This window comes from Pseudomonas putida (genome assembly GCF_050989985.1).
In the GTDB taxonomy this organism is placed as follows: domain Bacteria; phylum Pseudomonadota; class Gammaproteobacteria; order Pseudomonadales; family Pseudomonadaceae; genus Aquipseudomonas; species Aquipseudomonas putida_AI.
In genome coordinates this window covers 952,060-970,370 of record NZ_CP158815.1, presented here as the reverse complement: position 1 = coordinate 970,370, position 18,311 = coordinate 952,060, and the positions used below count along the sequence as shown (strand labels likewise).

The window sequence follows — 18,311 nt, the reverse complement described above, 5'->3', positions numbered from 1 at the left end:
GCAGGCTCGCTCCCACACTGGATCTGTGGCACTCACAAATCCCTGTGGGAGCGAGCCTGCTCGCGATGAGGACGGCACAAACGCTGAAGACCTCAACCCGGAGTCAGGCACTCCGGCCCATTGAGCTTCGGGTCATTGACCATGTTCGCCAGCACCCGTTCGCGCAACGCGGCAGGTTCACTGGCCAGCAGGGCTTGCAGGGTATGCAACGGCGTTTGCGGATCGAGCCAGGCCTCCTGCCCCGCCGCATCAAGGATCAACGGCCGGCGCTGACTGGCGGCGGGTTGAGTGATCACCGCCGTGCTCAGCCACACCTGTTCCTGCACCGGATAGGCCTCCCAGATTGCCGCGAAAAACAGCGACGCCCCCTCCCCCGGCGTCAGCCAGTACGGGCGTTTGCGCGTACCGCCCCGCCATTCGTAGAACCCGTTGGCCGGCAACAGGCAACGGCGCAGGCGCAGGGCTTCGCGGAACATCGGTTGTTCGGCCACGGTTTCGGCCCGGGCATGAGCCGGGGTGCGGGACAGATCGGTCAGCCACGGTGGCGTCAGGCCCCAGCGCGCACGCGCCAGGTTGCGCTGCCCGTCTTCGCCGGCACGCAGGATCAACACCGAATCATTGGGGGAAATGTTCCACTGAGCCTGCTGGTCGGCGGGGAAGCCAGGCAGGGCTGCAAAGGCGGGATTCCAGCGAAACAGGGCGTAACGTCCACACATGGCGCAGCACAACTCTTGATCAAACGAACGGCCAGCCTAACAGACCAGCGTGCCCGGAAAGCTCTCGGGTTCATCACCGGGGAGCGGCAGCGCGGCATTGTACGCGCTGATCAGCTCGCGGGCGTATTCGGCCTGATCGTTGTCCACCGCCAGGCCCAGCAGCCCGAAAATCGGCAACTCGCCGCTGGCTCCGACCAGGTCGCGACCCACCAGATGCGCCTCGATGCCCTCGCTGGCGAGCATGCCTCGCAGCAACTCGCCTTCCATCAGGTTTTCCGGTTCGTAGATTCGCTGCATATAGGCCTTCATTCGTTCTCGCTGAACACTTCCAGATGCCATTCGTCCTCATGAACCTGCAACACAAAGGTTATCGGCCGACAGCACACCTGACAGTCTTCAATATAGGTCTGATCTCCACCGGACAGATCCAGCGTGGTCTCGACTTCCTCACCACAATACGGACATTCATACACTGCGTTTTCCAGCATCGCGGTCTCCCGAGTGACTTGTGCGTATAATCGCCGGTCTATTTGCAGGGCTATTTTTGTCTGGCTACTTTTCAGACCGTGCCCTGCCGGTTTTCGATCAGAACCTTTACTTACCCTAGCCGTTTCTAACAAGAGAGCATGATGGGCGAATTCGATGCCATCCGACCTTATGACGACAGTGAAGTCCCGGCAGTGCTGGCACGACTGCTCGGCGACAAGGCGTTTTTAGATATCCTCACCCACTTCCGCTTTCCGCGTTTTGCCGGCGCCCTGGGCTGGGCACTCAAACCTCTTATAGCTCATCGTCTGCGCCGTGAGTTCGCCGGCATCACGTCGGTGGCCACCTTGCAGGATAAAGTCGAGCATTACGTCGACCACACCATCGAACGCGCCACCGACGGGGTGACGTATACCGGTGTCCAGCAGTTCAAGTCCGGCAGCGCCTATCTGTTCATCGCCAACCACCGCGATATCGTGATGGACCCGGCCTTCGTCAACTACGCCGTGTATCACGCCGGCCTGCCGACACCGCGTATCGCCATCGGCGACAACCTACTGCAAAAGCCCTTCGTCAGCGACCTGATGCGCCTGAACAAGAGCTTTATCGTGCACCGCTCGATCACCGGCCGCCGCGAAAAAATGGCGGCCTACCAGTTGCTGTCGGCCTACATCAACCATTCGATCCGCAACGATTGCGCTTCCATCTGGATTGCCCAGGCCGAAGGTCGGGCCAAGGACGGCGACGACCGTACCGAGTCGGCGATTCTCAAGATGTTCCACATGAGCCGCAAGGACGAGCCGTTCGGCGAGGTCATTCGCTCGCTGAACCTGACGCCGGTGTCGATCAGCTATGAATACGACCCGTGCGACCAGGCCAAGGCCCGCGAACTCTACATCCGCGCCACCACCGGTACCTACACCAAGGCGCCGGGCGAGGACGATGTGAGCATCGCCAAGGGCATTACCGGCTACAAGGGCCGGGTGCACGTGAACTTCGCCGCACCGATCACTGACTTGTATGAAGACACCAAGCAATTGGCGGTCGAGATGGACAAGCAGATTCTGGGCGGCTATCGCCTGTTTCCGGTGCACTACCTGGCTTATGCACAGTGGAAGGACGCCGACCCGCAATTGCAGGTGCCTGCCGCCGCCGAGATGTTCGCGGCCGACGAATTGGCCAAGGCCCAGGAACAATGGCAGCAACGCCTGGACGCCTGCCCTGAAGAACATCGTCCTTACCTGGTGCTGCAATATGCAACGCCGGTGCGCAATCAGTATCGGGTCAAGGCTGGCTTGCCGCTTTAACCCCGCATACAAAAACGGCGCCTGTGGGCGCCGTTTTCATTAAACCTGTGTACTGATCCACGACACCAGCAACGCCAGCCCCATGCAGGCAAAGCCGAAGCAGTAGAAAAACCGGTTCATGCGCAGGGTCGCCCAGTCCAGTGTCGGTTCTTCGCCAGAACTGTTCTGGCGCTGCGCCTGGAGACTGGCCATGGCACGCAATTCACGGCGACGGGTGGCGTGCAGCAGCCAGCTGCCCGGGAAGGCAAACAGCAAAGCCAGCAGATTGATCAGTTTGGCGGGATGGGCGGTAAACAGCGTCATCAAGTGCAGCGACATCACAAGCCTCAAGCAAAAACAGGTAGGGCAGGCGCCGACCGACGACCGCGGCCGGGATTCTACCGAATGCCTTGCGGCCTGCCCTCTCTTTCCGACAATTAACCAATGGTTGCCCGATTTTCTGCCTGACCGCCGCCCATGGCTGTTCGATGCATGTACGCAAATATCCGGCAGGCATGAAAAAGCCCGGGCCATCGCTGGCACCGGGCTTTTTTTACATCCGGCGAAAGGTTATTCGCCGAGAATCTGCCCCACGGTCGGATCCTTGAACAGGCGGGTCAACGCATCACTCAACACATCGCTGACCAGCTTGGTGTTGGTTTCCTGGTTCGGCGCCATGCCGAAACGCTGATCCAGGGATGCGCCGTAGCGGCCGCTGTAGCGACGGTTGGCGTTCTGCACGTCGGAGCGGAAAGTCGCGCCGATGGTCGCCTCGGTCACATACATGCCCTCCTTAGGCGACTGATACTTCAGTTCGGCCAGGGTAACGGTCAGTTGCGGTGCGTTCATCGCATTGGCTGTCGGGGTGAAACCCAACAGGCGAACGGCAGCTTCAGCCTGAGCTTGCAGCTTTGGCAGGATCTGCTGGCCCTGCACGGTGATCGCGCTGGTCTCCGGATACAGTCCGCCACGGGTGCCCAGGGTTGGCGACGGCCGTCCGTCCACCACACGCACCACCACCGGCTGACCATGACCGACCGGTGCAAGTTGCGCGGTCAGCTTCGGCTCCGGGCTCAGTTGTTGCGGACTGTGGGCGCAGCCGACCAGCGTCAAGCTGGTCACAGTGATCAAACCGAACAACAGGCGTTGCAACATGCTCTTCTCTCCATAATCAGGCACAAACAGGCCGGCAGTATAGCGGTGCGCCACTGCGGCGAACCAGCGTCGCACAGTGATTACTGAAATCTCTGACACATCTGGCAGACCGGGGTTCCTGTCACAGATTTTTCACCCGGCTTTCACCGGCGTGTCACGACAGCCTGACAACTTAGCCGGCAATTAGCCAAAAGGTCATTTGCCATGCGCTTTCTCATCTCGTTGTTCGCACCGCGTCCACTGCATCGCTGCTTCGCTTTGCTCGATGGCAACGGTCATTGCCAGGCATTCAAGCAGTGCAGCCTCCAGCCCATGGGCGACGGATGGGTCGAAATCGAGGAAATCCGCCTCAACTGGCTGCACCAGCCCCTGCCCGCCAGCGCCCGTGTCGCCCAGCATCAAGCCCGCCCACGGGTACGACAACTGTTGACCACCTGACCAGACGCCTAATAAAAGTCGTTAAACACGTCCATTTCCCTGCATTTCTTAGATACAATCTCCCCCCGATTATAAGGACGTCTCCTGATCGGGCCTCGCAACACCGTCAATGCTCTGGTATCGCACCGGAATTGACACCCGCACCGCCCACAGAGAGCCGCCCACACAGATCGAGTGAAGCTGGCGCGCTTGCTGTTCCTCAGGCAAAACCACCACTTTTCGCGAATCTGCAGAGCTGTCATTACGCTCGGTCACTGAGCTGTTTGCCCGATTTGCCCGCCATGCACTCCCTGGCGGCAAACCCTCCGGGCACGGTGCCAGGCTGGGACAGCCCTTTTTGAGGTTCACGTCTTCAAAAGAGCGTGAAAAAAACGGGTTTTCACAACTTCACAAGAGTGTGGCGAGCAAATGAATAGTTTTGCGTCTGGATATGCATCATTGGCGTCTACAACAGCCCGACGACACAGGCCCGAGTACACAACGACCGGGGCCTGAAGCCTGTCCGCTACGGATTTGGTTGCACAAACGGATGTATCGACCATAAGTCGAATTGTCAGTCGCCCGTCGAAATGAGTTCATATGGACTCTGATTAGACCCGGCAGGCAGCGTCCGTCGAAGTTGCAAAAAATTGCGAAGATTCGGACATGGCGATCCTGCCATGGGTACCTGGGGCAACACAGACACGCCCCGTCACTCCTGGCAGCCATGCCGTCAATTTGGTGCTGCAGATTTTGGAGACGCGTTAAATGGCGCATAACGAAGCAGTCGACGTAGTACTGGTTGGGGCCGGCATCATGAGTGCCACCCTCGCAGTACTGCTCAAAGAGCTCGACCCCGCGATCAAGCTGGAAGTCGTCGAGCTGATGGATTCCGGTGCCGCGGAGAGTTCCAACCCGTGGAACAACGCCGGTACCGGTCACGCCGGCCTGTGCGAGCTGAACTACACGCCGCAGTCTGCCGACGGCAAAGTCGACATCAAGAAAGCCGTGCACATCAACACCCAGTTCGAGGTGTCGAAGCAGTTCTGGTCGTACCTGACCAAAAAAGGCACCTTCGGTTCGTGCAAATCCTTCATCAGTCCGGTGCCGCACCTGAGCTTCGTTCAGGGCGACAAAGGCGTGTCGTTCCTCAAGGAACGCTTCAAGTTGCTGAGCAAGCATCACGCCTTCTCCGACATGGAGTACACGGAAGACAAAGCCAAGATGGCCGAGTGGATGCCACTGATGATGCCTGGCCGCGCGAAGGATGAAGTCCTCGCCGCCACTCGCGTGATCAATGGTACCGACGTCAACTTCGGCGCCCTGACCAACCAGTTGCTCAAGCACCTGACCAGCGCACCCGATGCCCAGGTCAAGTACTGCAAGCGCGTGACCGGCCTGAAGCGCAACAAGAGCGGCGGCTGGACCGTCAGCATCAAGGACGTCAACAGCGGCAACAGCCGTGAAGTCGATGCCAAATTCGTCTTCCTCGGCGCTGGCGGCGCGGCGTTGCCGCTGCTGCAGGCTTCGGGCATCGAAGAGAGCAAGGGTTTCGGCGGCTTCCCGATCAGCGGCCAGTGGCTGCGCTGCGACAATCCGGAAGTGGTCAAGCACCACCAGGCCAAGGTCTACAGCCAGGCCGCCGTGGGTTCGCCACCGATGTCCGTGCCGCACCTGGACACCCGTGTCGTCGACGGCAAGAAGTCCCTGCTGTTCGGACCATACGCCGGTTTCACCACCAAGTTCCTCAAGCATGGCTCCTTCATGGACCTGCCGATGTCGGTTCGCGCCGGCAACATCGGCCCGATGCTGGCCGTGGCGAAAAACAACATGGACCTGACCAAGTACCTGGTCAGCGAAGTGATGCAATCGATGGAGCAGCGCCTGGATTCCCTGCGTCGTTTCTACCCGGAAGCCAAAGCCGAAGACTGGCGCCTGGAAGTGGCCGGCCAACGGGTGCAGATCATCAAGAAAGACCCGAAAAAAGGCGGCGTGCTGCAATTCGGCACCGAACTGGTCGCGGCCAAGGACGGTTCTCTTGCCGCCCTGCTCGGTGCGTCCCCGGGTGCATCGGTGACCGTTTCGATCATGCTGGAACTGATCGAAAAATGCTTCCCGGGCAAAGCCTCCGGCGAATGGGCTGCCAAACTGGCGGAAATCTTCCCGGCTCGCGAAAAAGTCCTGGAAACCGACGCTGCGCTGTATCGCAAGATCAACGCGCAGAACAACGTCGCACTGGAACTGGTTGAAGCCAGCAGCGAAACCGAAAGCTACGCTTGATTCGGCCCCAATAAAAACGCCCCGCCCTCATTGAGGCCGGGGCGTTTTTTTACGCCTTTGAAAGATCGCGGATCTTAACCGCGAGCCTTCTGGATCAGCTCGATGTAATCCGGTGCGTTGCGCTGGTCCTGGATCAGGGCAACGAAGTCATTGCCGTGCTCGTCCTTGCCGTTCACGTCATAACCGGCCTCGATGAAGAACGTCAGGAAACGCTCGAAATCGTCGATGCGCAAGCCACGGTAGGCCTTGATCAGTTTGTGCAACGAAGGCGAAGTGGCGTCGACCGGTTCGAAATCGAGGAACAACTTGATCTGCTCATCGCCGATCTCGTCACCAATCACTTGTTTCTTATCTTTACGCATTGCCGACTCCAGCTCGCAGACATTTCACGGGGCGGGCAGTTTACCCCTGCGCGGGCCCGGCACTCAACGCGGACGAACGCTAGCGGTATGCAGATCGGCCCAGACATGGCCATTGGCGTAGCTGAGGAACTGGCAATACACCGTGTCATTACGCAGCAGATCGATGATTACCCGGTACTGAGCCAGCGGGTAGTAAAGGGTCAGTGTCTTGCTTTGGTCGTCGTAGACCGGCTTTTTCAGGCTTTTGCTCTCGCCATCGAAATTAACCAGTACCTGACTGATCGTTGCGCCCTTGTTCAGGGATTTGCCCTTGAGGCGGATCAACAACGGCGAAGTGACCGGGATCGGTTGCTGGTTGGACTGGCGCTGACTGCCGACCACCACCGAATATTCGGTGACTTGCAACAGCTGTTGCTGCTCGGGCTCTGCGTCACGCAGGGTCAGGTCATCCGGCGGCAGGTATTGCCCATGCATCGGCGCCGGGGCGGCGGCCAGGGGCAGGCTGAGGGTCAGCAACAGGGCGGCGCAGCAGCGGATCAAAGGGCTCATGACAGGCTCCGGAAACGGGGCCGAGCACTCTAGCATGCACCTGTAGGAGCGAGCTTGCTCGCGATGATCTTGAAGGCGACTCCTGCATGCAGACAGCACGCGTAATCGTTCACGTCCATCGCGAGCGAGCTCGCTCCTACAGGGTAAAAGTCAATCGAACTGCGCGCGCATCCAGGCGTGATATTCAGCAACACCCGGCTCGCCTTCACGGGGAGCCCAATGGGCCAGCTCACCTTCGCCGACCGGGCGATAAGGGCCAGCCTTGCACTCGAACATCAAACTGTCGGCTTCCAATACCACCAGACCGTGGAACACCCCGGTCGGCAGATCCACACCGACACAGTCACCACCGGCCTGCAGGATCTGCTTTTTCACCACTGCGCCGGTCTCATCAAAAATCAACAGCCCAAGGCGCCCCTTGAGGACCAGCAAGGTTTCGGCCTTGTCTTCCCCCAAGTGGCGGTGAGGCGCAATATAGGTGCCCGGTTGCAGCCCGACCGCCATGCGGTGACAGGCATCTTCCATCTGGTGGAAGTTGTGGTGCTGGCGTCCACGAGGATTGGCCCCGGCTTTCTCGGCCAATTCAGCAAACAGCGCTTGATCAAAAAAGCTCGGGGTAGCCATTGCTTACATTCCTTTAACGGCAAAAATCCCGTTGGCGTTACGCCAGTAGCCTTTGTAGTCCATGCCGTAACCGAAGATGTAGCGGTCGATGCACGGCAAACCGACGAAATCGGCCTTCAGGTCCGGGCGAGCCTTGCGGTCGTGGTTCTTGTCGATCAGGACGGCGGTGTGCACTTTACGCGCGCCGGCGTGTTTGCAGAAGTCGATGATCGCGCCCAGGGTGTGACCTTCATCGAGGATATCGTCGATGATCAGTACGTCACGGTCGATGAACGAGATTTCCGGCTTGGCTTTCCAGAACAGCTCACCGCCGCTGGTTTCGTTGCGATAGCGGGTGGCGTGCAGGTAGGACGATTCCAGCGGAAAATTCAGATGGGTCAGCAGCTTGCCGGAGAAAATCAGCCCGCCGTTCATCACACAGAACACCACCGGGTTGCTGTCCGCCAGTTCTTCATTGATTTGCGCACCGACGCGGGCGATGGCCGCCTCGACTTCAGCTTCGGTGTACAGGCAGTCAGCCTCTCGCATGATTTGACGGATATGCTCGAGATTAGCGGACATGGCGCTCTCCAAGGGGGTCTGGGGGGAGGGTCGATTTCGGAAAAGCGGGCAAAGGTACGCATCCCGAACGGCCAGATCAAGCGTTTGTGGACTAACGTACAGTAATGTCTATAGGACAACACCCACGGATAGATTAATCTAGGCCGGTTTTTTTGCCCGCCGCCGGAGCCTTTCCCCATGCCCATCCTCGAGATCCGCCATCCGCTGATCCGTCACAAACTTGGCCTTATGCGCCGCGCAGACATCAGCACCAAGAATTTCCGTGAGCTCGCTCAGGAAGTCGGCGCCCTGCTGACCTATGAAGCCACCAAAGACCTGCCGCTGGAAACCTACGATATCGAGGGTTGGTGCGGCACCGTGTCGGTGGAAAAAATCGCCGGCAAGAAAATTACCGTGGTGCCGATCCTGCGCGCCGGTATCGGCATGCTTGAAGGCGTGCTCAGCCTGATCCCGGGCGCCAAAGTCAGCGCCGTGGGCGTGGCCCGCAACGAGGAAACCCTCGAAGCCCACACCTACCTGGAAAAACTGGTACCGGAAATCGACGAGCGCCTGGCCATGATCATCGACCCGATGCTCGCCACCGGCGGTTCGATGGTCGCAACCATCGACCTGCTGAAAAAAGCCGGCTGCAAGGATATCCGCGCCATGGTGCTGGTCGCCGCGCCGGAAGGCATTGCCGTGGTCGAGAAGGCCCACCCGGACGTCACCATCTACACCGCTTCCATCGATCAGAAACTCAACGAACATGGCTACATCATCCCGGGCCTGGGCGATGCCGGTGACAAGATCTTCGGCACCAAGCAGAAGGACGCGTAACCATGCAGGATGAGTTCAACGATCCGCTCTGGCGCACGGTGCTGTCCGGCGCGCAGATGCTGTTCGTGGCCTTTGGCGCCCTGGTACTGATGCCACTGATCACCGGCCTTGACCCGAACGTGGCACTGTTTACCGCAGGTCTTGGGACGATTCTGTTCCAGATCGTCACCGGGCGTCAGGTGCCGGTGTTCCTGGCGTCGAGCTTTGCCTTCATCACCCCGATCATTCTCGCCAAGGGTCAGTTCGGCCTGGCAGCGACCATGGGCGGCGTGATGGCGGCCGGTTTCGTCTATACCTTCCTCGGCCTGGCCGTGAAGATCAAAGGCACCGGTTTCATCGACCGCATGCTGCCGCCCGTGGTGATTGGTCCCGTGATCATTTCCATCGGCCTGGCCATGGCACCGATCGCCGCCAACATGGCGATGGGCAAGGCTGGCGACGGCTCCGAGCTGATCCACTACCAGACCGCGATGCTGATCTCGATGCCAGCGCTGCTGACCACCTTGATCGTGGCGGTGTTCGGCAAAGGTATCTTCCGCCTGGTACCGATCATTTCCGGCGTACTGGTGGGGTTTGCCCTGTCGTTCTATTTCGGGGTGGTCGACACCGCGAAGATCGCCGCGGCCCCCTGGTTCGCCCTGCCGAACTTCACCGCACCGGAATTCAACTGGCAGGCGATCCTGTTCATCGTCCCCGTGGCGCTGGCTCCGGCCATCGAGCACATCGGCGGTGTGATTGCGGTGGGCAGCGTGACCGGTCGCGATTACCTGAAGAAGCCGGGACTGCATCGCACCCTGCTTGGTGACGGCATCGCCACCACCGCCGCCGGCCTGTTCGGCGGCCCGCCCAACACCACCTATGCCGAAGTGACCGGCGCGGTGATGCTGACCAAGAACTACAACCCGAAAATCATGACCTGGGCGGCGATCTTCGCCATTAGCCTGGCGTTCATCGGCAAATTCGGCGCACTGCTGCAGAGCATTCCGGTGCCGGTGATGGGCGGAATTCTCTGCCTGCTGTTCGGTTCGATCGCGGCCGTTGGCATGAACACACTGATCCGCCACAAGATCGATCTGGGCGAAGCACGCAATCTGGTGATCGTCTCGGTGACGCTGGTGTTCGGGATTGGCGGCGTACTGGTCGGCACCGGTACCGGTCCGGACGACTTCGGCCTCAAAGGCATCGCGCTGTGCGCGGTGGTGGCGATTGCGCTGAACCTGATTCTGCCGGGCAATGACAGCTGGAAGCACAAGAAGGCGGATGAGTCGTTGTTGTAACGGTTCAAGTTTTTTTGTGACTGTGACATCGCTATCGCGGGCAAGCCCGCTCCCACAAGGTCCATACAAAACCTGTGGGAGCGGGCTTGCCCGCGATGCGTTTAAAGCACCAACGGCGCTCGCTCACATAAAGTACTCAACGCCTGTGCCCACCGCGGGTCATCGTTAAGACAAGGCACCAGCACCAACTCCTCCCCTCCCGCTTCGCGGAACTGCTCCAGCCCGCGATCACCAATCTCTTCCAGGGTCTCGATGCAATCGGCAACGAATGCCGGGCACATCACCAGCACCTTCTTCACGCCGTTCTTGGCCAGCTCATCGAGCCGCGCTTCGGTGTAGGGTTCGATCCACTTGGCGCGCCCCAGGCGCGACTGGAAAGACACCGACCACTTGCCGTCCGGCAGGCCCATGCGCTTGGCAAACTCCCTGGCGGTACGCAGGCACTGGCCGCGATAACAGGTGGCAACCACCTGCGGTGGTGCGCCGGCGCAACAGTCGCTTTCGCCATCGAAGCGGTGGCCCGGGTTGAGTTTCGTCAGGTGTCGCTCCGGCAACCCGTGGAAGCTCAGCAACAGGTGATCGTAATCCTGTTGCAGGTAAGGGCTGGCCGTGGCCACCAGGGCATCGAGGTATTCCGGTTGATCGTAGAAAGGCTGGAGCACCGACAGTTGCACATTGAGCTTCTTCTCGCGCACAACCCGCCTGGCTTCCTCGATCACGGTGGTCGTGGTGCTGTCGGCGAACTGTGGATAAAGCGGCGCGAGGGTGATGCGCTTGTGACCCTGGTCGACCAGACGCAACAGTGCCGATTCAATGGACGGCTGGCCGTAACGCATCGCCAGTTCAACCGGACCGTGATGCCATTGCGTGGTCATGGCCTGTTGCAGGCGCCGGCTGAGCACCACCAGCGGCGAGCCCTCCTCCCACCAGATCGAGGCATAGGCGTGGGCCGACTGCTCGGGTCGCTTGAACAGAATCAATGACACCAGCAAGCGCCGCACCGGCCATGGCAGATCGATCACGTAGGGATCCATCAGAAACTGATTGAGGTAGCTGCGCACATCCGCCACCGAGGTGGAGGCCGGTGAGCCCAGGTTGACCAGGAGCAACGCGTGATCGGTCATGCAACGTCCTATTTCAGAGGCGGCTGGACAGATCGTCCAGGGCCGCGCGCAAATCAGTGAACTGGAAAATGAAACCCATCTTGAGCAGGCGAGCCGGCGTGGCTCGCTGGCCACCCAACAGCAGCAACGACAACTCGCCCAACCCGACCTTCAACGCAATCGCCGGCATCGGCATGAACGCCGGGCGGTGCAACACGCTGCCCAGGGTTTTGGCAAACTCGCGATTGCGTACCGGCTTTGGCGCGCAGGCATTATAGGGACCGTTGGCTTCATTGCGATGCAGAAGAAAATCGATCAGGGCGATTTGATCGTTGATATGGATCCACGGCATCCATTGCCGACCATTGCCGATAGGCCCGCCCAGCCCCAGTTTGAACGGCAATAACAGCCGCGACAAAAAGCCGCCCTCGGCGGATAGCACCAGCCCCGTGCGGATGAGTATCACGCGAATACCCAAGGCTTCGGCGCGCTGGGCGGTTTCCTCCCAGGCGATGCACAACTGGCTGGCGAAATCATCGATCACCGGTGGCGATTCTTCGGTCAGTTCACGCTCGCCGCCGTCGCCATACCAGCCCACGGCGGATCCGGAAATCATCACCCGTGGTTTCTGCTCCCGGCTTTCGAGCCAGGCCAACAGGGTTTCCGTCAGGGTGATGCGGCTGCTCCACAACAACGCCTTGCGCTTGTGCGTCCATGGGCGATCGGCAATTGGTGCGCCAGCGAGATTGACGATGGCATCGACCGGCTCCTGCCCCACATCTTCCAGGCGAGCGATACCCCGCACTTTAGCACCACAGATTTTGGCCACTTTGGACGGCGTGCGACTCCAGACAGTCAACCGATGCCCCTGACCCAACCAGTGCCGACAGAGCTGACGTCCTATCAAACCAGTACCGCCGGTCAGCAATATGTGCATGACTTCTTCCTCGCGTGGCGTTTTACCCTGATCACTAGTCTATTTTTATAAGCAAGGGATCTTTGATATCGGGCAGACTCTGTGTTTAACAATAGGCCAAGCTGTCGGAACGAGAACGCAAAAAGTTGTACCACATAACAAAAATGTACAGGTTTTAACCCCCGCGTAGTCTGTACAGAAAGGTAAACGAGGCCCTTATGACTGTACCTATCGCAATCATCGGCACCGGCATAGCCGGGCTCTCAGCCGCCCAAGCCCTGACAGATGCAGGGCATGTCGTGCAACTTTTCGATAAAAGCCGCGGCAGTGGCGGACGTATGTCGAGCAAGCGCAGCGATGCGGGTGTTCTGGACATGGGGGCGCAATACTTCACTGCTCGCGACCGCCGCTTCGTCACCGAAGTCCAGCGCTGGCAAGCCAAAGGCTGGGTCGCCGAATGGACGCCGCAGCTGTACACCTACCACGGTGGCCGGCTCGATCTGTCGCCGGACGAGCAGACGCGCTGGGTCGGTACGCCGCGCATGAGCGCGATCACCCGCGCCCTGCTCGGTGATCTCGAAGTGCATTTCGCCTGCCGGATCACCGAAGTGTATCGAGGTGAAGAACACTGGCACTTACAGGACGCCGAAGGCTTTACCCACGGGCCCTTCAGCCACGTCGTGGTCGCCACGCCCGCACCGCAGGCAACCGCCTTGCTGGCCTCCGCGCCGAAGCTTGCCGGTGCCGCCGCCGGGGTAAAAATGGACCCGACCTGGGCAGTCGCCCTGGCGTTCGAAACCCCGCTGGACACCCCCATGGAAGGCTGCTTCCTGCAAGACAGCCCTCTCGACTGGCTGGCACGCAACCGCAGCAAACCCGGACGCGACAATACGATGGACACCTGGGTACTGCATGCCACCAGCGCCTGGAGCCGCCAGCACATCGACCTGCCCAAGGAAGCCGTGATCGAACAATTGCACGGTGCCTTCGCCGAACTGCTGCACAGCGCCATGCCCGCACCGAGCTTCAGCCTCGCCCACCGCTGGCTCTACGCCCGCCCCAACAGCAACCATGAATGGGGCACCCTGGCCGATGCCGATCTGGGCCTGTACGCGTGTGGCGACTGGTGCCTGTCGGGGCGCGTGGAAGGCGCCTGGCTCAGCGGCCAGGAAGCCGCACGCCGGTTGCATGAGCATTTGCAATGAACCACATCAATCCCTGTAGGAGCGAGCTTGCTCGCGATGGTCATTAACGGTAACGCGCACGTTGTGGAAACCAACGCTGCCTTCCCGTTCATCGCGAGCAAGCTCGCTCCTACAGGGTGTTTAAAAACTTATACAAAAAATTTGACTTGCACACCTTTGAATCTATGATGAACCTGAGTTGTACAGACAAAGAGGCCTGTACAGGTTTTTGATTCCGAGGTGCTTCCATGCCCCTGCCCGCCACCAAGCCGAAAATCGCCATCAGCGCCTGCCTGATGGGGGCCGAGGTGCGCTACAACGGCGGGCACAAGGCATCACGGCTATGCAGCCAGACCCTTACCGATTACTTCGATTTCGTGCCGGTCTGTCCGGAAGTCGCCATCGGCCTGGGCATTCCTCGTGAACCGATCCGGCTGGTGGAGGATGTGGATCAGCCCCAGGCGCTCGGCACGGTCAATCCCCAGCTCAACGTCACCCGGCCACTGGCCGAATACGGCCAGCACATGGCAGCGGAACTGGGCGATATCTGCGGCTACATCTTCATGCAGCAGTCTCCATCCTGTGGAGTGGAGCGGGTCAAGGTCTACCACGCCAACGGCGCACTGCTGGACCGTGGCGGCCAGGGCATCTACGCCCAGGCCTTTTGCGACTCGCGTCCTGATTTGCCGGTGGAAGAGGACGGTCGGCTGAACGACCCGGTACTGCGAGAAAACTTCCTCACCCGCGTATTCGCCTACCACGCCTGGCAGCAACTGCTGCAAGAAGGCTTGAGCCGTCGTGGCCTCACGGACTTTCATTCGCGCTACAAGTACCTGCTGATGGCGCATAACCCGGTGCAATACAAAACACTGGGCAACCTGCTGGGCAACATGGGCCACAGCGATCCGCAGATACTGGGTCCGCGTTACTTCAGCGAACTGATGACAGCCCTGAAACGATGCGCCACGCGGGGCACACACAGCAATGTCCTTCAACACCTCAGCGGCTATCTTAAACAGGCGATCAGCGCCGAGGATAAACAGGAAGTTCAGCACGTCATCGGCCAGTATCGTCACGGCATCGTGCCGCTGGTGGTGCCGCTGACACTGCTCAAGCATCACTTTCGCCAGCACCCGGATCCCTACATTGCGCAGCAGGTCTACCTGCAACCGCACCCGGAAAACCTCAGTTTGCGAAACGCCATTTAATGAACGCCCTACCCGACCGCAGCGCCAGCGAAGACCTCGGCACGGACTTTCGCAAAGCCCTCGACGAAGGCTGGCTTCCCATTCGTGAAGTCGCGCGAAGGACGGGCGTCAATGCCATCACCCTGCGTGCCTGGGAACGGCGCTATGGCTTGATCGTGCCGCAGCGCACGCCCAAGGGCCATCGACTGTTCTCGGCCGAACATGTGCAACGCATCCTGACGATTCTCACCTGGCTCAACCGAGGCGTCGCCGTCAGCCAGGTCAAGCAATTGCTCGACACCCCGCAGGCCATCAGCGAATCGGTGGAAAACGATTGGCAACGGCTGCGTCAGACATTGCTGCAAGCGGTGACGCATCTGGCCGAGCGCACCCTTGACGACACCCTCAATCAAACCATCGCGCTGTACCCGCCACGGACCTTGTGCGAGCAGCTGCTGATGCCCTTGCTGGCGGATCTGGAGCAACGCTGGCAAGGCCAGTTCGGCGCACAGATGGAGCGGGTATTTTTTTATTCCTGGCTACGCAGCAAATTTGGCGCGCGCATCTACCATAACAACCGCCAGTTACACACTTCGCCCCTGCTGTTGATCAATCACTCCGACCTGCCGCTGGAACCGCATCTGTGGCTCACCGCCTGGTTGATCAGCAGCGCCGATTGCCCGGTGGAAGTGTTCGACTGGCCACTGCCCGCCGGCGAACTGGCGCTGGCGGTGGATCACCTGCAACCCCGGGGCGTACTGCTGTATTCCAGCAAAGCCATGAACCTGGCGCAGCTGACGAAACTTTTGAATGGCGTCAGCTGCCCAAAAATGATCGCCGGACCAACGGTGTGTATCCACCACGCCGAGTTGTCCGAAAGAACTTCCGTAACTGCCGAGTTGTACCTGGCTGAAGACCCGTTGTTGGCACACCAGGCACTCATTCAGCGTGGGCTCATTTAATGTGGACGTTTGCATGCAATTGATCTGGCTACGCGGCGACTTGCGCGTAAATGACAACACCGCCCTCTCGGCCGCAGCCGCGGTGGGCCCCTGCGTTGCGGTGTATCTGCTGAGCCCCGGGCAATGGCTGGAACACGACGATGCACCGTGCAAGGTGGATTTCTGGCTACGTAATCTGACGCAGCTGAGCCAGGCGCTGGGCGAACTGAACATTCCCCTGTTGATCCGCTCGGCCGAGCACTGGGATCAGGCGCCAGCGGTGCTGCTCGATCTGTGCCGGCAACTGAAGATCGATGCCGTGCATTTCAACGAGGAATACGGCGTCCATGAAAGCCGGCGCGATAAGGCGGTGACCGACAAACTGCAAGGCGAAGGCATTGCCGTCCACAGCTATCTCGATCAGCTGCTGTTCCAGCCTGGCAGCGTGCTGACCAAAACCGGTACGTACTTTCAGGTCTTCAGTCAGTTCCGAAAGGTCTGCTACGAACGTCTGCACCATTCGTTGCCGCGGCTGGTGAAAGCACCCACGGCACGAAAGCCGTTGAAGATTTCCGGCGACGAGATCCCCACCCGGATCAAGGGTTTTGCCCCACCCTCCGAGCACCTGCGCGCGCTGTGGCCGGCCGGCGAGATTGAAGCAAGACGCCGCCTCGACAGCTTTACCGACGCTCAGATCGCCCACTACCAGGCCGAACGGGACTTCCCGGCGAAACCCGGCACCAGCCAACTGTCGGCCTATCTCGCCGCCGGCGTGATTTCCCCGCGCCAGTGCCTGCACGCCGCGCTTTCGAGCAATCAAGGGGAATTCGAAAGCGGCAACGTCGGCGCGGTTACCTGGATCAATGAGCTGCTGTGGCGCGAGTTCTACAAGCACATTCTGGTGGGTTACCCCAGGGTGTCCCGCCACCGCGCATTTCGCCCGGAAACCGAAGCCCTGGCCTGGCGCGATGCGCCGGATGAGCTCGCTGCCTGGCAGGAGGCCCGCACCGGGCTGCCGATCATTGACGCGGCCATGCGCCAGTTGCTGGAAACCGGCTGGATGCACAATCGCCTGCGCATGATCGTGGCAATGTTCCTGACCAAAAACCTGCTGATCGACTGGCGAGAAGGCGAGCGCTTTTTCATGCGCCACCTGATTGATGGCGACCTGGCAGCCAATAATGGCGGTTGGCAATGGAGCTCATCGACCGGCACCGATGCGGCACCCTACTTCCGTATTTTCAACCCGCTGAGCCAGTCGGAAAAATTCGACGAACAGGGCATATTCATCAAGTCCTGGCTGCCGGAGCTGGCAGGGTTGAACAAAAAAGAAGTCCATAATCCGCAGGTCAGCGGTCTGTTCGGCGTCGCGGATTACCCGTCGCCGATTGTCGACCTGCACGCTTCCCGCGCACGGGCCCTTGCCGCGTTCAAGAACCTGCCGTCACGCCAAAGCGCCGGAGGTGCATATGAATAACAGCTGGCAATTGACCCGACGCCAGGAATTTCATGGCCATCTGCAATGCTTCAATGGCGGGCCACTGTGTCTGGATCTTTTATCGATATGGGATCGGGGCAACCCTCGGTCGAAAAGGAGCACGGGATGAGTATTACGCCTCCACGACGATATTGGCTGACCGGAGCGAGCAACGGCCTGGGCGCCTCGCTGGCCGAAGAGATACTGAAAACCGGCGCCCATCTGGCCGTCAGCTCACGCTCACTGGCGCCATTGAAAGTCTTGTCTCAACGCTATCCGGGGCAAGTGCTGGTGCTGGCTGGCGATATGACCAACAGTCAGACGGTACGTGAAACAAGCGAGCAGATTGCCGAGATCTGGGGCTCGCTGGACACGCTGATTCTCAATGCCGGTACATGCGAATACGTGGATGCCAAACAGTTCGATGCCTCGATCGTCGAGCACGTGGTACGTACCAACCTGCTTGCCAGCAGCTATTGCGTTGAAGCGGCGTTGCCGTTGTTGCGCGCCGGAACCGCACCTCACCTGGTGGGCCTGGCCAGCCCGGTCACCTACCTGCCGCTCCCCCGGGCCGAAGCTTATGGCAATTCCCGAGCAGGCTTGCGTTACCTGTTCGAGTCCATGCGCCTGGACGTTGCATCGGATGGGGTCGAAGTCACCGTGGTCAGCCCCGGCGCGCTCGACATATCGCCCGTCGCCAAAAAAGACCCGTTGGCCCCTTTCCTCTGGCCGGCTGCCAAGGCCGCACGCTATATCTTTGAAAAACTCAAAAACCGTCCTCTGGAGATTCACTTCTCGGGGACGACTGTCGCCGAGCTATGGCCGATGGCGAAATTGCCCTGCAAGACAGAGCTGACGATCGGTAAAAGCATGGTACGCAGCAGCCCACCGATCATGGACTCGCCGTGAGCAGCTCCATAAGGGCATGAAGCAAGCCTGATGGGCGCGGCCGGGCGTCCGTCAGAGCTTTCACA

General features: G+C 60.0%; 21 protein-coding genes. 10 read left to right on the top strand and 11 right to left on the bottom strand.

The window, feature by feature from the left end:
• Positions 1 to 92 precede the first annotated feature (92 nt).
• From ABTV29_RS04660 to ABTV29_RS04650, 3 genes are read right to left on the bottom strand one after another with little or no spacing between them, the layout of a single operon-like run.
• On the bottom strand, positions 93 to 716 hold the full coding sequence (locus tag ABTV29_RS04660; protein ID WP_433769038.1) for an SOS response-associated peptidase: 624 nt from the start codon (positions 714 to 716) through the stop codon (positions 93 to 95).
• A gap of 36 nt (positions 717 to 752) precedes the next feature.
• Positions 753 to 1,013, bottom strand: a complete 261-nt coding sequence (locus tag ABTV29_RS04655; protein ID WP_433769037.1) for a putative signal transducing protein — start codon at positions 1,011 to 1,013, stop codon at positions 753 to 755.
• An 8-nt stretch (positions 1,014 to 1,021) separates the two neighbouring features.
• A complete protein-coding gene (locus ABTV29_RS04650) occupies positions 1,022 to 1,204 on the bottom strand; it encodes a CPXCG motif-containing cysteine-rich protein (protein WP_101161926.1) in 183 nt (60 codons plus the stop codon).
• 141 nt (positions 1,205 to 1,345) lie between these two features.
• On the opposite strand from ABTV29_RS04650, the gene ABTV29_RS04645 reads away from it, so the two are divergent.
• Complete coding sequence (locus tag ABTV29_RS04645) at positions 1,346 to 2,509, top strand: 1-acyl-sn-glycerol-3-phosphate acyltransferase (protein ID WP_433769036.1); 1,164 nt, start codon at positions 1,346 to 1,348, stop codon at positions 2,507 to 2,509.
• A 39-nt stretch (positions 2,510 to 2,548) separates the two neighbouring features.
• Here ABTV29_RS04645 and ABTV29_RS04640 read toward each other — a convergent pair whose 3' ends face one another.
• Positions 2,549 to 2,827 (bottom strand): hypothetical protein, encoded by a 279-nt coding sequence (locus tag ABTV29_RS04640; protein WP_433769035.1) that lies wholly within the window; start codon positions 2,825 to 2,827, stop codon positions 2,549 to 2,551.
• A 231-nt stretch (positions 2,828 to 3,058) separates the two neighbouring features.
• On the bottom strand, positions 3,059 to 3,643 hold the full coding sequence (locus tag ABTV29_RS04635) for a YajG family lipoprotein (protein ID WP_433769034.1): 585 nt from the start codon (positions 3,641 to 3,643) through the stop codon (positions 3,059 to 3,061).
• Positions 3,644 to 3,847: 204 nt separating this feature from the next.
• Here ABTV29_RS04635 and ABTV29_RS04630 point away from each other — a divergent pair, with 204 nt between their 5' ends.
• The gene (locus tag ABTV29_RS04630; RefSeq protein WP_433769033.1) at positions 3,848 to 4,081 is read left to right on the top strand and encodes a hypothetical protein; all 234 of its coding nucleotides are present in this window, start codon (positions 3,848 to 3,850) and stop codon (positions 4,079 to 4,081) included.
• Between the two features lie 747 nt (positions 4,082 to 4,828).
• Positions 4,829 to 6,340: a malate dehydrogenase (quinone) gene (gene mqo, locus ABTV29_RS04625; RefSeq protein ID WP_433769032.1), complete on the top strand. Its 1,512-nt coding sequence runs from the start codon at positions 4,829 to 4,831 to the stop codon at positions 6,338 to 6,340.
• Between the two features lie 74 nt (positions 6,341 to 6,414).
• Here mqo and ABTV29_RS04620 read toward each other — a convergent pair whose 3' ends face one another.
• The 4 genes from ABTV29_RS04620 to ABTV29_RS04605 all read right to left on the bottom strand — a co-directional run bounded on the left by ABTV29_RS04620 (position 6,415) and on the right by ABTV29_RS04605 (position 8,436).
• Positions 6,415 to 6,702, bottom strand: coding sequence for a PA4642 family protein (locus ABTV29_RS04620; RefSeq protein ID WP_433769031.1), 288 nt, complete (start codon positions 6,700 to 6,702; stop codon positions 6,415 to 6,417).
• Positions 6,703 to 6,765: 63 nt separating this feature from the next.
• The gene (locus ABTV29_RS04615; protein WP_433769030.1) at positions 6,766 to 7,251 is read right to left on the bottom strand and encodes a hypothetical protein; all 486 of its coding nucleotides are present in this window, start codon (positions 7,249 to 7,251) and stop codon (positions 6,766 to 6,768) included.
• 150 nt (positions 7,252 to 7,401) lie between these two features.
• On the bottom strand, positions 7,402 to 7,875 hold the full coding sequence (locus ABTV29_RS04610) for a WbuC family cupin fold metalloprotein (RefSeq protein ID WP_433769029.1): 474 nt from the start codon (positions 7,873 to 7,875) through the stop codon (positions 7,402 to 7,404).
• A gap of 3 nt (positions 7,876 to 7,878) precedes the next feature.
• On the bottom strand, positions 7,879 to 8,436 hold the full coding sequence (locus tag ABTV29_RS04605; RefSeq protein WP_433769028.1) for a hypoxanthine-guanine phosphoribosyltransferase: 558 nt from the start codon (positions 8,434 to 8,436) through the stop codon (positions 7,879 to 7,881).
• A 177-nt stretch (positions 8,437 to 8,613) separates the two neighbouring features.
• Here ABTV29_RS04605 and upp point away from each other — a divergent pair, with 177 nt between their 5' ends.
• Both upp and ABTV29_RS04595 read left to right on the top strand, forming a co-directional pair.
• Complete coding sequence (gene upp / locus ABTV29_RS04600) at positions 8,614 to 9,252, top strand: uracil phosphoribosyltransferase (protein ID WP_096509110.1); 639 nt, start codon at positions 8,614 to 8,616, stop codon at positions 9,250 to 9,252.
• A gap of 2 nt (positions 9,253 to 9,254) precedes the next feature.
• On the top strand, positions 9,255 to 10,529 hold the full coding sequence (locus ABTV29_RS04595) for a uracil-xanthine permease family protein (RefSeq protein WP_433769027.1): 1,275 nt from the start codon (positions 9,255 to 9,257) through the stop codon (positions 10,527 to 10,529).
• A 101-nt stretch (positions 10,530 to 10,630) separates the two neighbouring features.
• On the opposite strand, the gene hemH is transcribed toward ABTV29_RS04595, so the two are convergent.
• Positions 10,631 to 11,653, bottom strand: a complete 1,023-nt coding sequence (hemH, locus tag ABTV29_RS04590; protein WP_433769026.1) for a ferrochelatase — start codon at positions 11,651 to 11,653, stop codon at positions 10,631 to 10,633.
• Between the two features lie 13 nt (positions 11,654 to 11,666).
• Entirely contained in the window at positions 11,667 to 12,569 is a 903-nt protein-coding gene (locus tag ABTV29_RS04585) for a TIGR01777 family oxidoreductase (RefSeq protein WP_433769025.1), read from the bottom strand.
• Positions 12,570 to 12,766: 197 nt separating this feature from the next.
• Between ABTV29_RS04585 and ABTV29_RS04580 the strand changes: the two genes are divergently transcribed.
• The 5 genes from ABTV29_RS04580 (at position 12,767) to ABTV29_RS04560 (ending at position 18,246) form a co-directional block, all read left to right on the top strand.
• Positions 12,767 to 13,753 (top strand): NAD(P)/FAD-dependent oxidoreductase, encoded by a 987-nt coding sequence (locus ABTV29_RS04580; protein WP_433769024.1) that lies wholly within the window; start codon positions 12,767 to 12,769, stop codon positions 13,751 to 13,753.
• Between the two features lie 227 nt (positions 13,754 to 13,980).
• Positions 13,981 to 14,940 carry a 2-thiouracil desulfurase family protein gene (locus ABTV29_RS04575; protein ID WP_433769023.1) on the top strand — a complete coding sequence of 320 codons (960 nt, stop codon included), beginning with the start codon at positions 13,981 to 13,983 and terminating at the stop codon, positions 14,938 to 14,940.
• On the top strand, positions 14,940 to 15,881 hold the full coding sequence (locus ABTV29_RS04570) for a MerR family transcriptional regulator (RefSeq protein WP_433769022.1): 942 nt from the start codon (positions 14,940 to 14,942) through the stop codon (positions 15,879 to 15,881). The genes ABTV29_RS04575 and ABTV29_RS04570 overlap by 1 nt, the downstream gene beginning before the upstream one ends.
• 13 nt (positions 15,882 to 15,894) lie before the next feature.
• Entirely contained in the window at positions 15,895 to 17,337 is a 1,443-nt protein-coding gene (gene phrB / locus ABTV29_RS04565; protein WP_433769021.1) for a deoxyribodipyrimidine photo-lyase, read from the top strand.
• A gap of 126 nt (positions 17,338 to 17,463) precedes the next feature.
• Positions 17,464 to 18,246 (top strand): SDR family NAD(P)-dependent oxidoreductase, encoded by a 783-nt coding sequence (locus tag ABTV29_RS04560; RefSeq protein ID WP_433769020.1) that lies wholly within the window; start codon positions 17,464 to 17,466, stop codon positions 18,244 to 18,246.
• Positions 18,247 to 18,311: the final 65 nt, after the last annotated feature.

Coding starts and splice junctions, on each gene's coding strand:
- ABTV29_RS04660 (WP_433769038.1), bottom strand. CDS start 716: ATGTGTGGACGTTACGCCCTGTTTCGCTGGAATCCCGCCTTTGCAGCC.
- ABTV29_RS04655 (WP_433769037.1), bottom strand. CDS start 1,013: ATGCAGCGAATCTACGAACCGGAAAACCTGATGGAAGGCGAGTTGCTG.
- ABTV29_RS04650 (WP_101161926.1), bottom strand. CDS start 1,204: ATGCTGGAAAACGCAGTGTATGAATGTCCGTATTGTGGTGAGGAAGTC.
- ABTV29_RS04645 (WP_433769036.1), top strand. CDS start 1,346: ATGGGCGAATTCGATGCCATCCGACCTTATGACGACAGTGAAGTCCCG.
- ABTV29_RS04640 (WP_433769035.1), bottom strand. CDS start 2,827: ATGTCGCTGCACTTGATGACGCTGTTTACCGCCCATCCCGCCAAACTG.
- ABTV29_RS04635 (WP_433769034.1), bottom strand. CDS start 3,643: ATGTTGCAACGCCTGTTGTTCGGTTTGATCACTGTGACCAGCTTGACG.
- ABTV29_RS04630 (WP_433769033.1), top strand. CDS start 3,848: ATGCGCTTTCTCATCTCGTTGTTCGCACCGCGTCCACTGCATCGCTGC.
- mqo (WP_433769032.1), top strand. CDS start 4,829: ATGGCGCATAACGAAGCAGTCGACGTAGTACTGGTTGGGGCCGGCATC.
- ABTV29_RS04620 (WP_433769031.1), bottom strand. CDS start 6,702: ATGCGTAAAGATAAGAAACAAGTGATTGGTGACGAGATCGGCGATGAG.
- ABTV29_RS04615 (WP_433769030.1), bottom strand. CDS start 7,251: ATGAGCCCTTTGATCCGCTGCTGCGCCGCCCTGTTGCTGACCCTCAGC.
- ABTV29_RS04610 (WP_433769029.1), bottom strand. CDS start 7,875: ATGGCTACCCCGAGCTTTTTTGATCAAGCGCTGTTTGCTGAATTGGCC.
- ABTV29_RS04605 (WP_433769028.1), bottom strand. CDS start 8,436: ATGTCCGCTAATCTCGAGCATATCCGTCAAATCATGCGAGAGGCTGAC.
- upp (WP_096509110.1), top strand. CDS start 8,614: ATGCCCATCCTCGAGATCCGCCATCCGCTGATCCGTCACAAACTTGGC.
- ABTV29_RS04595 (WP_433769027.1), top strand. CDS start 9,255: ATGCAGGATGAGTTCAACGATCCGCTCTGGCGCACGGTGCTGTCCGGC.
- hemH (WP_433769026.1), bottom strand. CDS start 11,653: ATGACCGATCACGCGTTGCTCCTGGTCAACCTGGGCTCACCGGCCTCC.
- ABTV29_RS04585 (WP_433769025.1), bottom strand. CDS start 12,569: ATGCACATATTGCTGACCGGCGGTACTGGTTTGATAGGACGTCAGCTC.
- ABTV29_RS04580 (WP_433769024.1), top strand. CDS start 12,767: ATGACTGTACCTATCGCAATCATCGGCACCGGCATAGCCGGGCTCTCA.
- ABTV29_RS04575 (WP_433769023.1), top strand. CDS start 13,981: ATGCCCCTGCCCGCCACCAAGCCGAAAATCGCCATCAGCGCCTGCCTG.
- ABTV29_RS04570 (WP_433769022.1), top strand. CDS start 14,940: ATGAACGCCCTACCCGACCGCAGCGCCAGCGAAGACCTCGGCACGGAC.
- phrB (WP_433769021.1), top strand. CDS start 15,895: ATGCAATTGATCTGGCTACGCGGCGACTTGCGCGTAAATGACAACACC.
- ABTV29_RS04560 (WP_433769020.1), top strand. CDS start 17,464: ATGAGTATTACGCCTCCACGACGATATTGGCTGACCGGAGCGAGCAAC.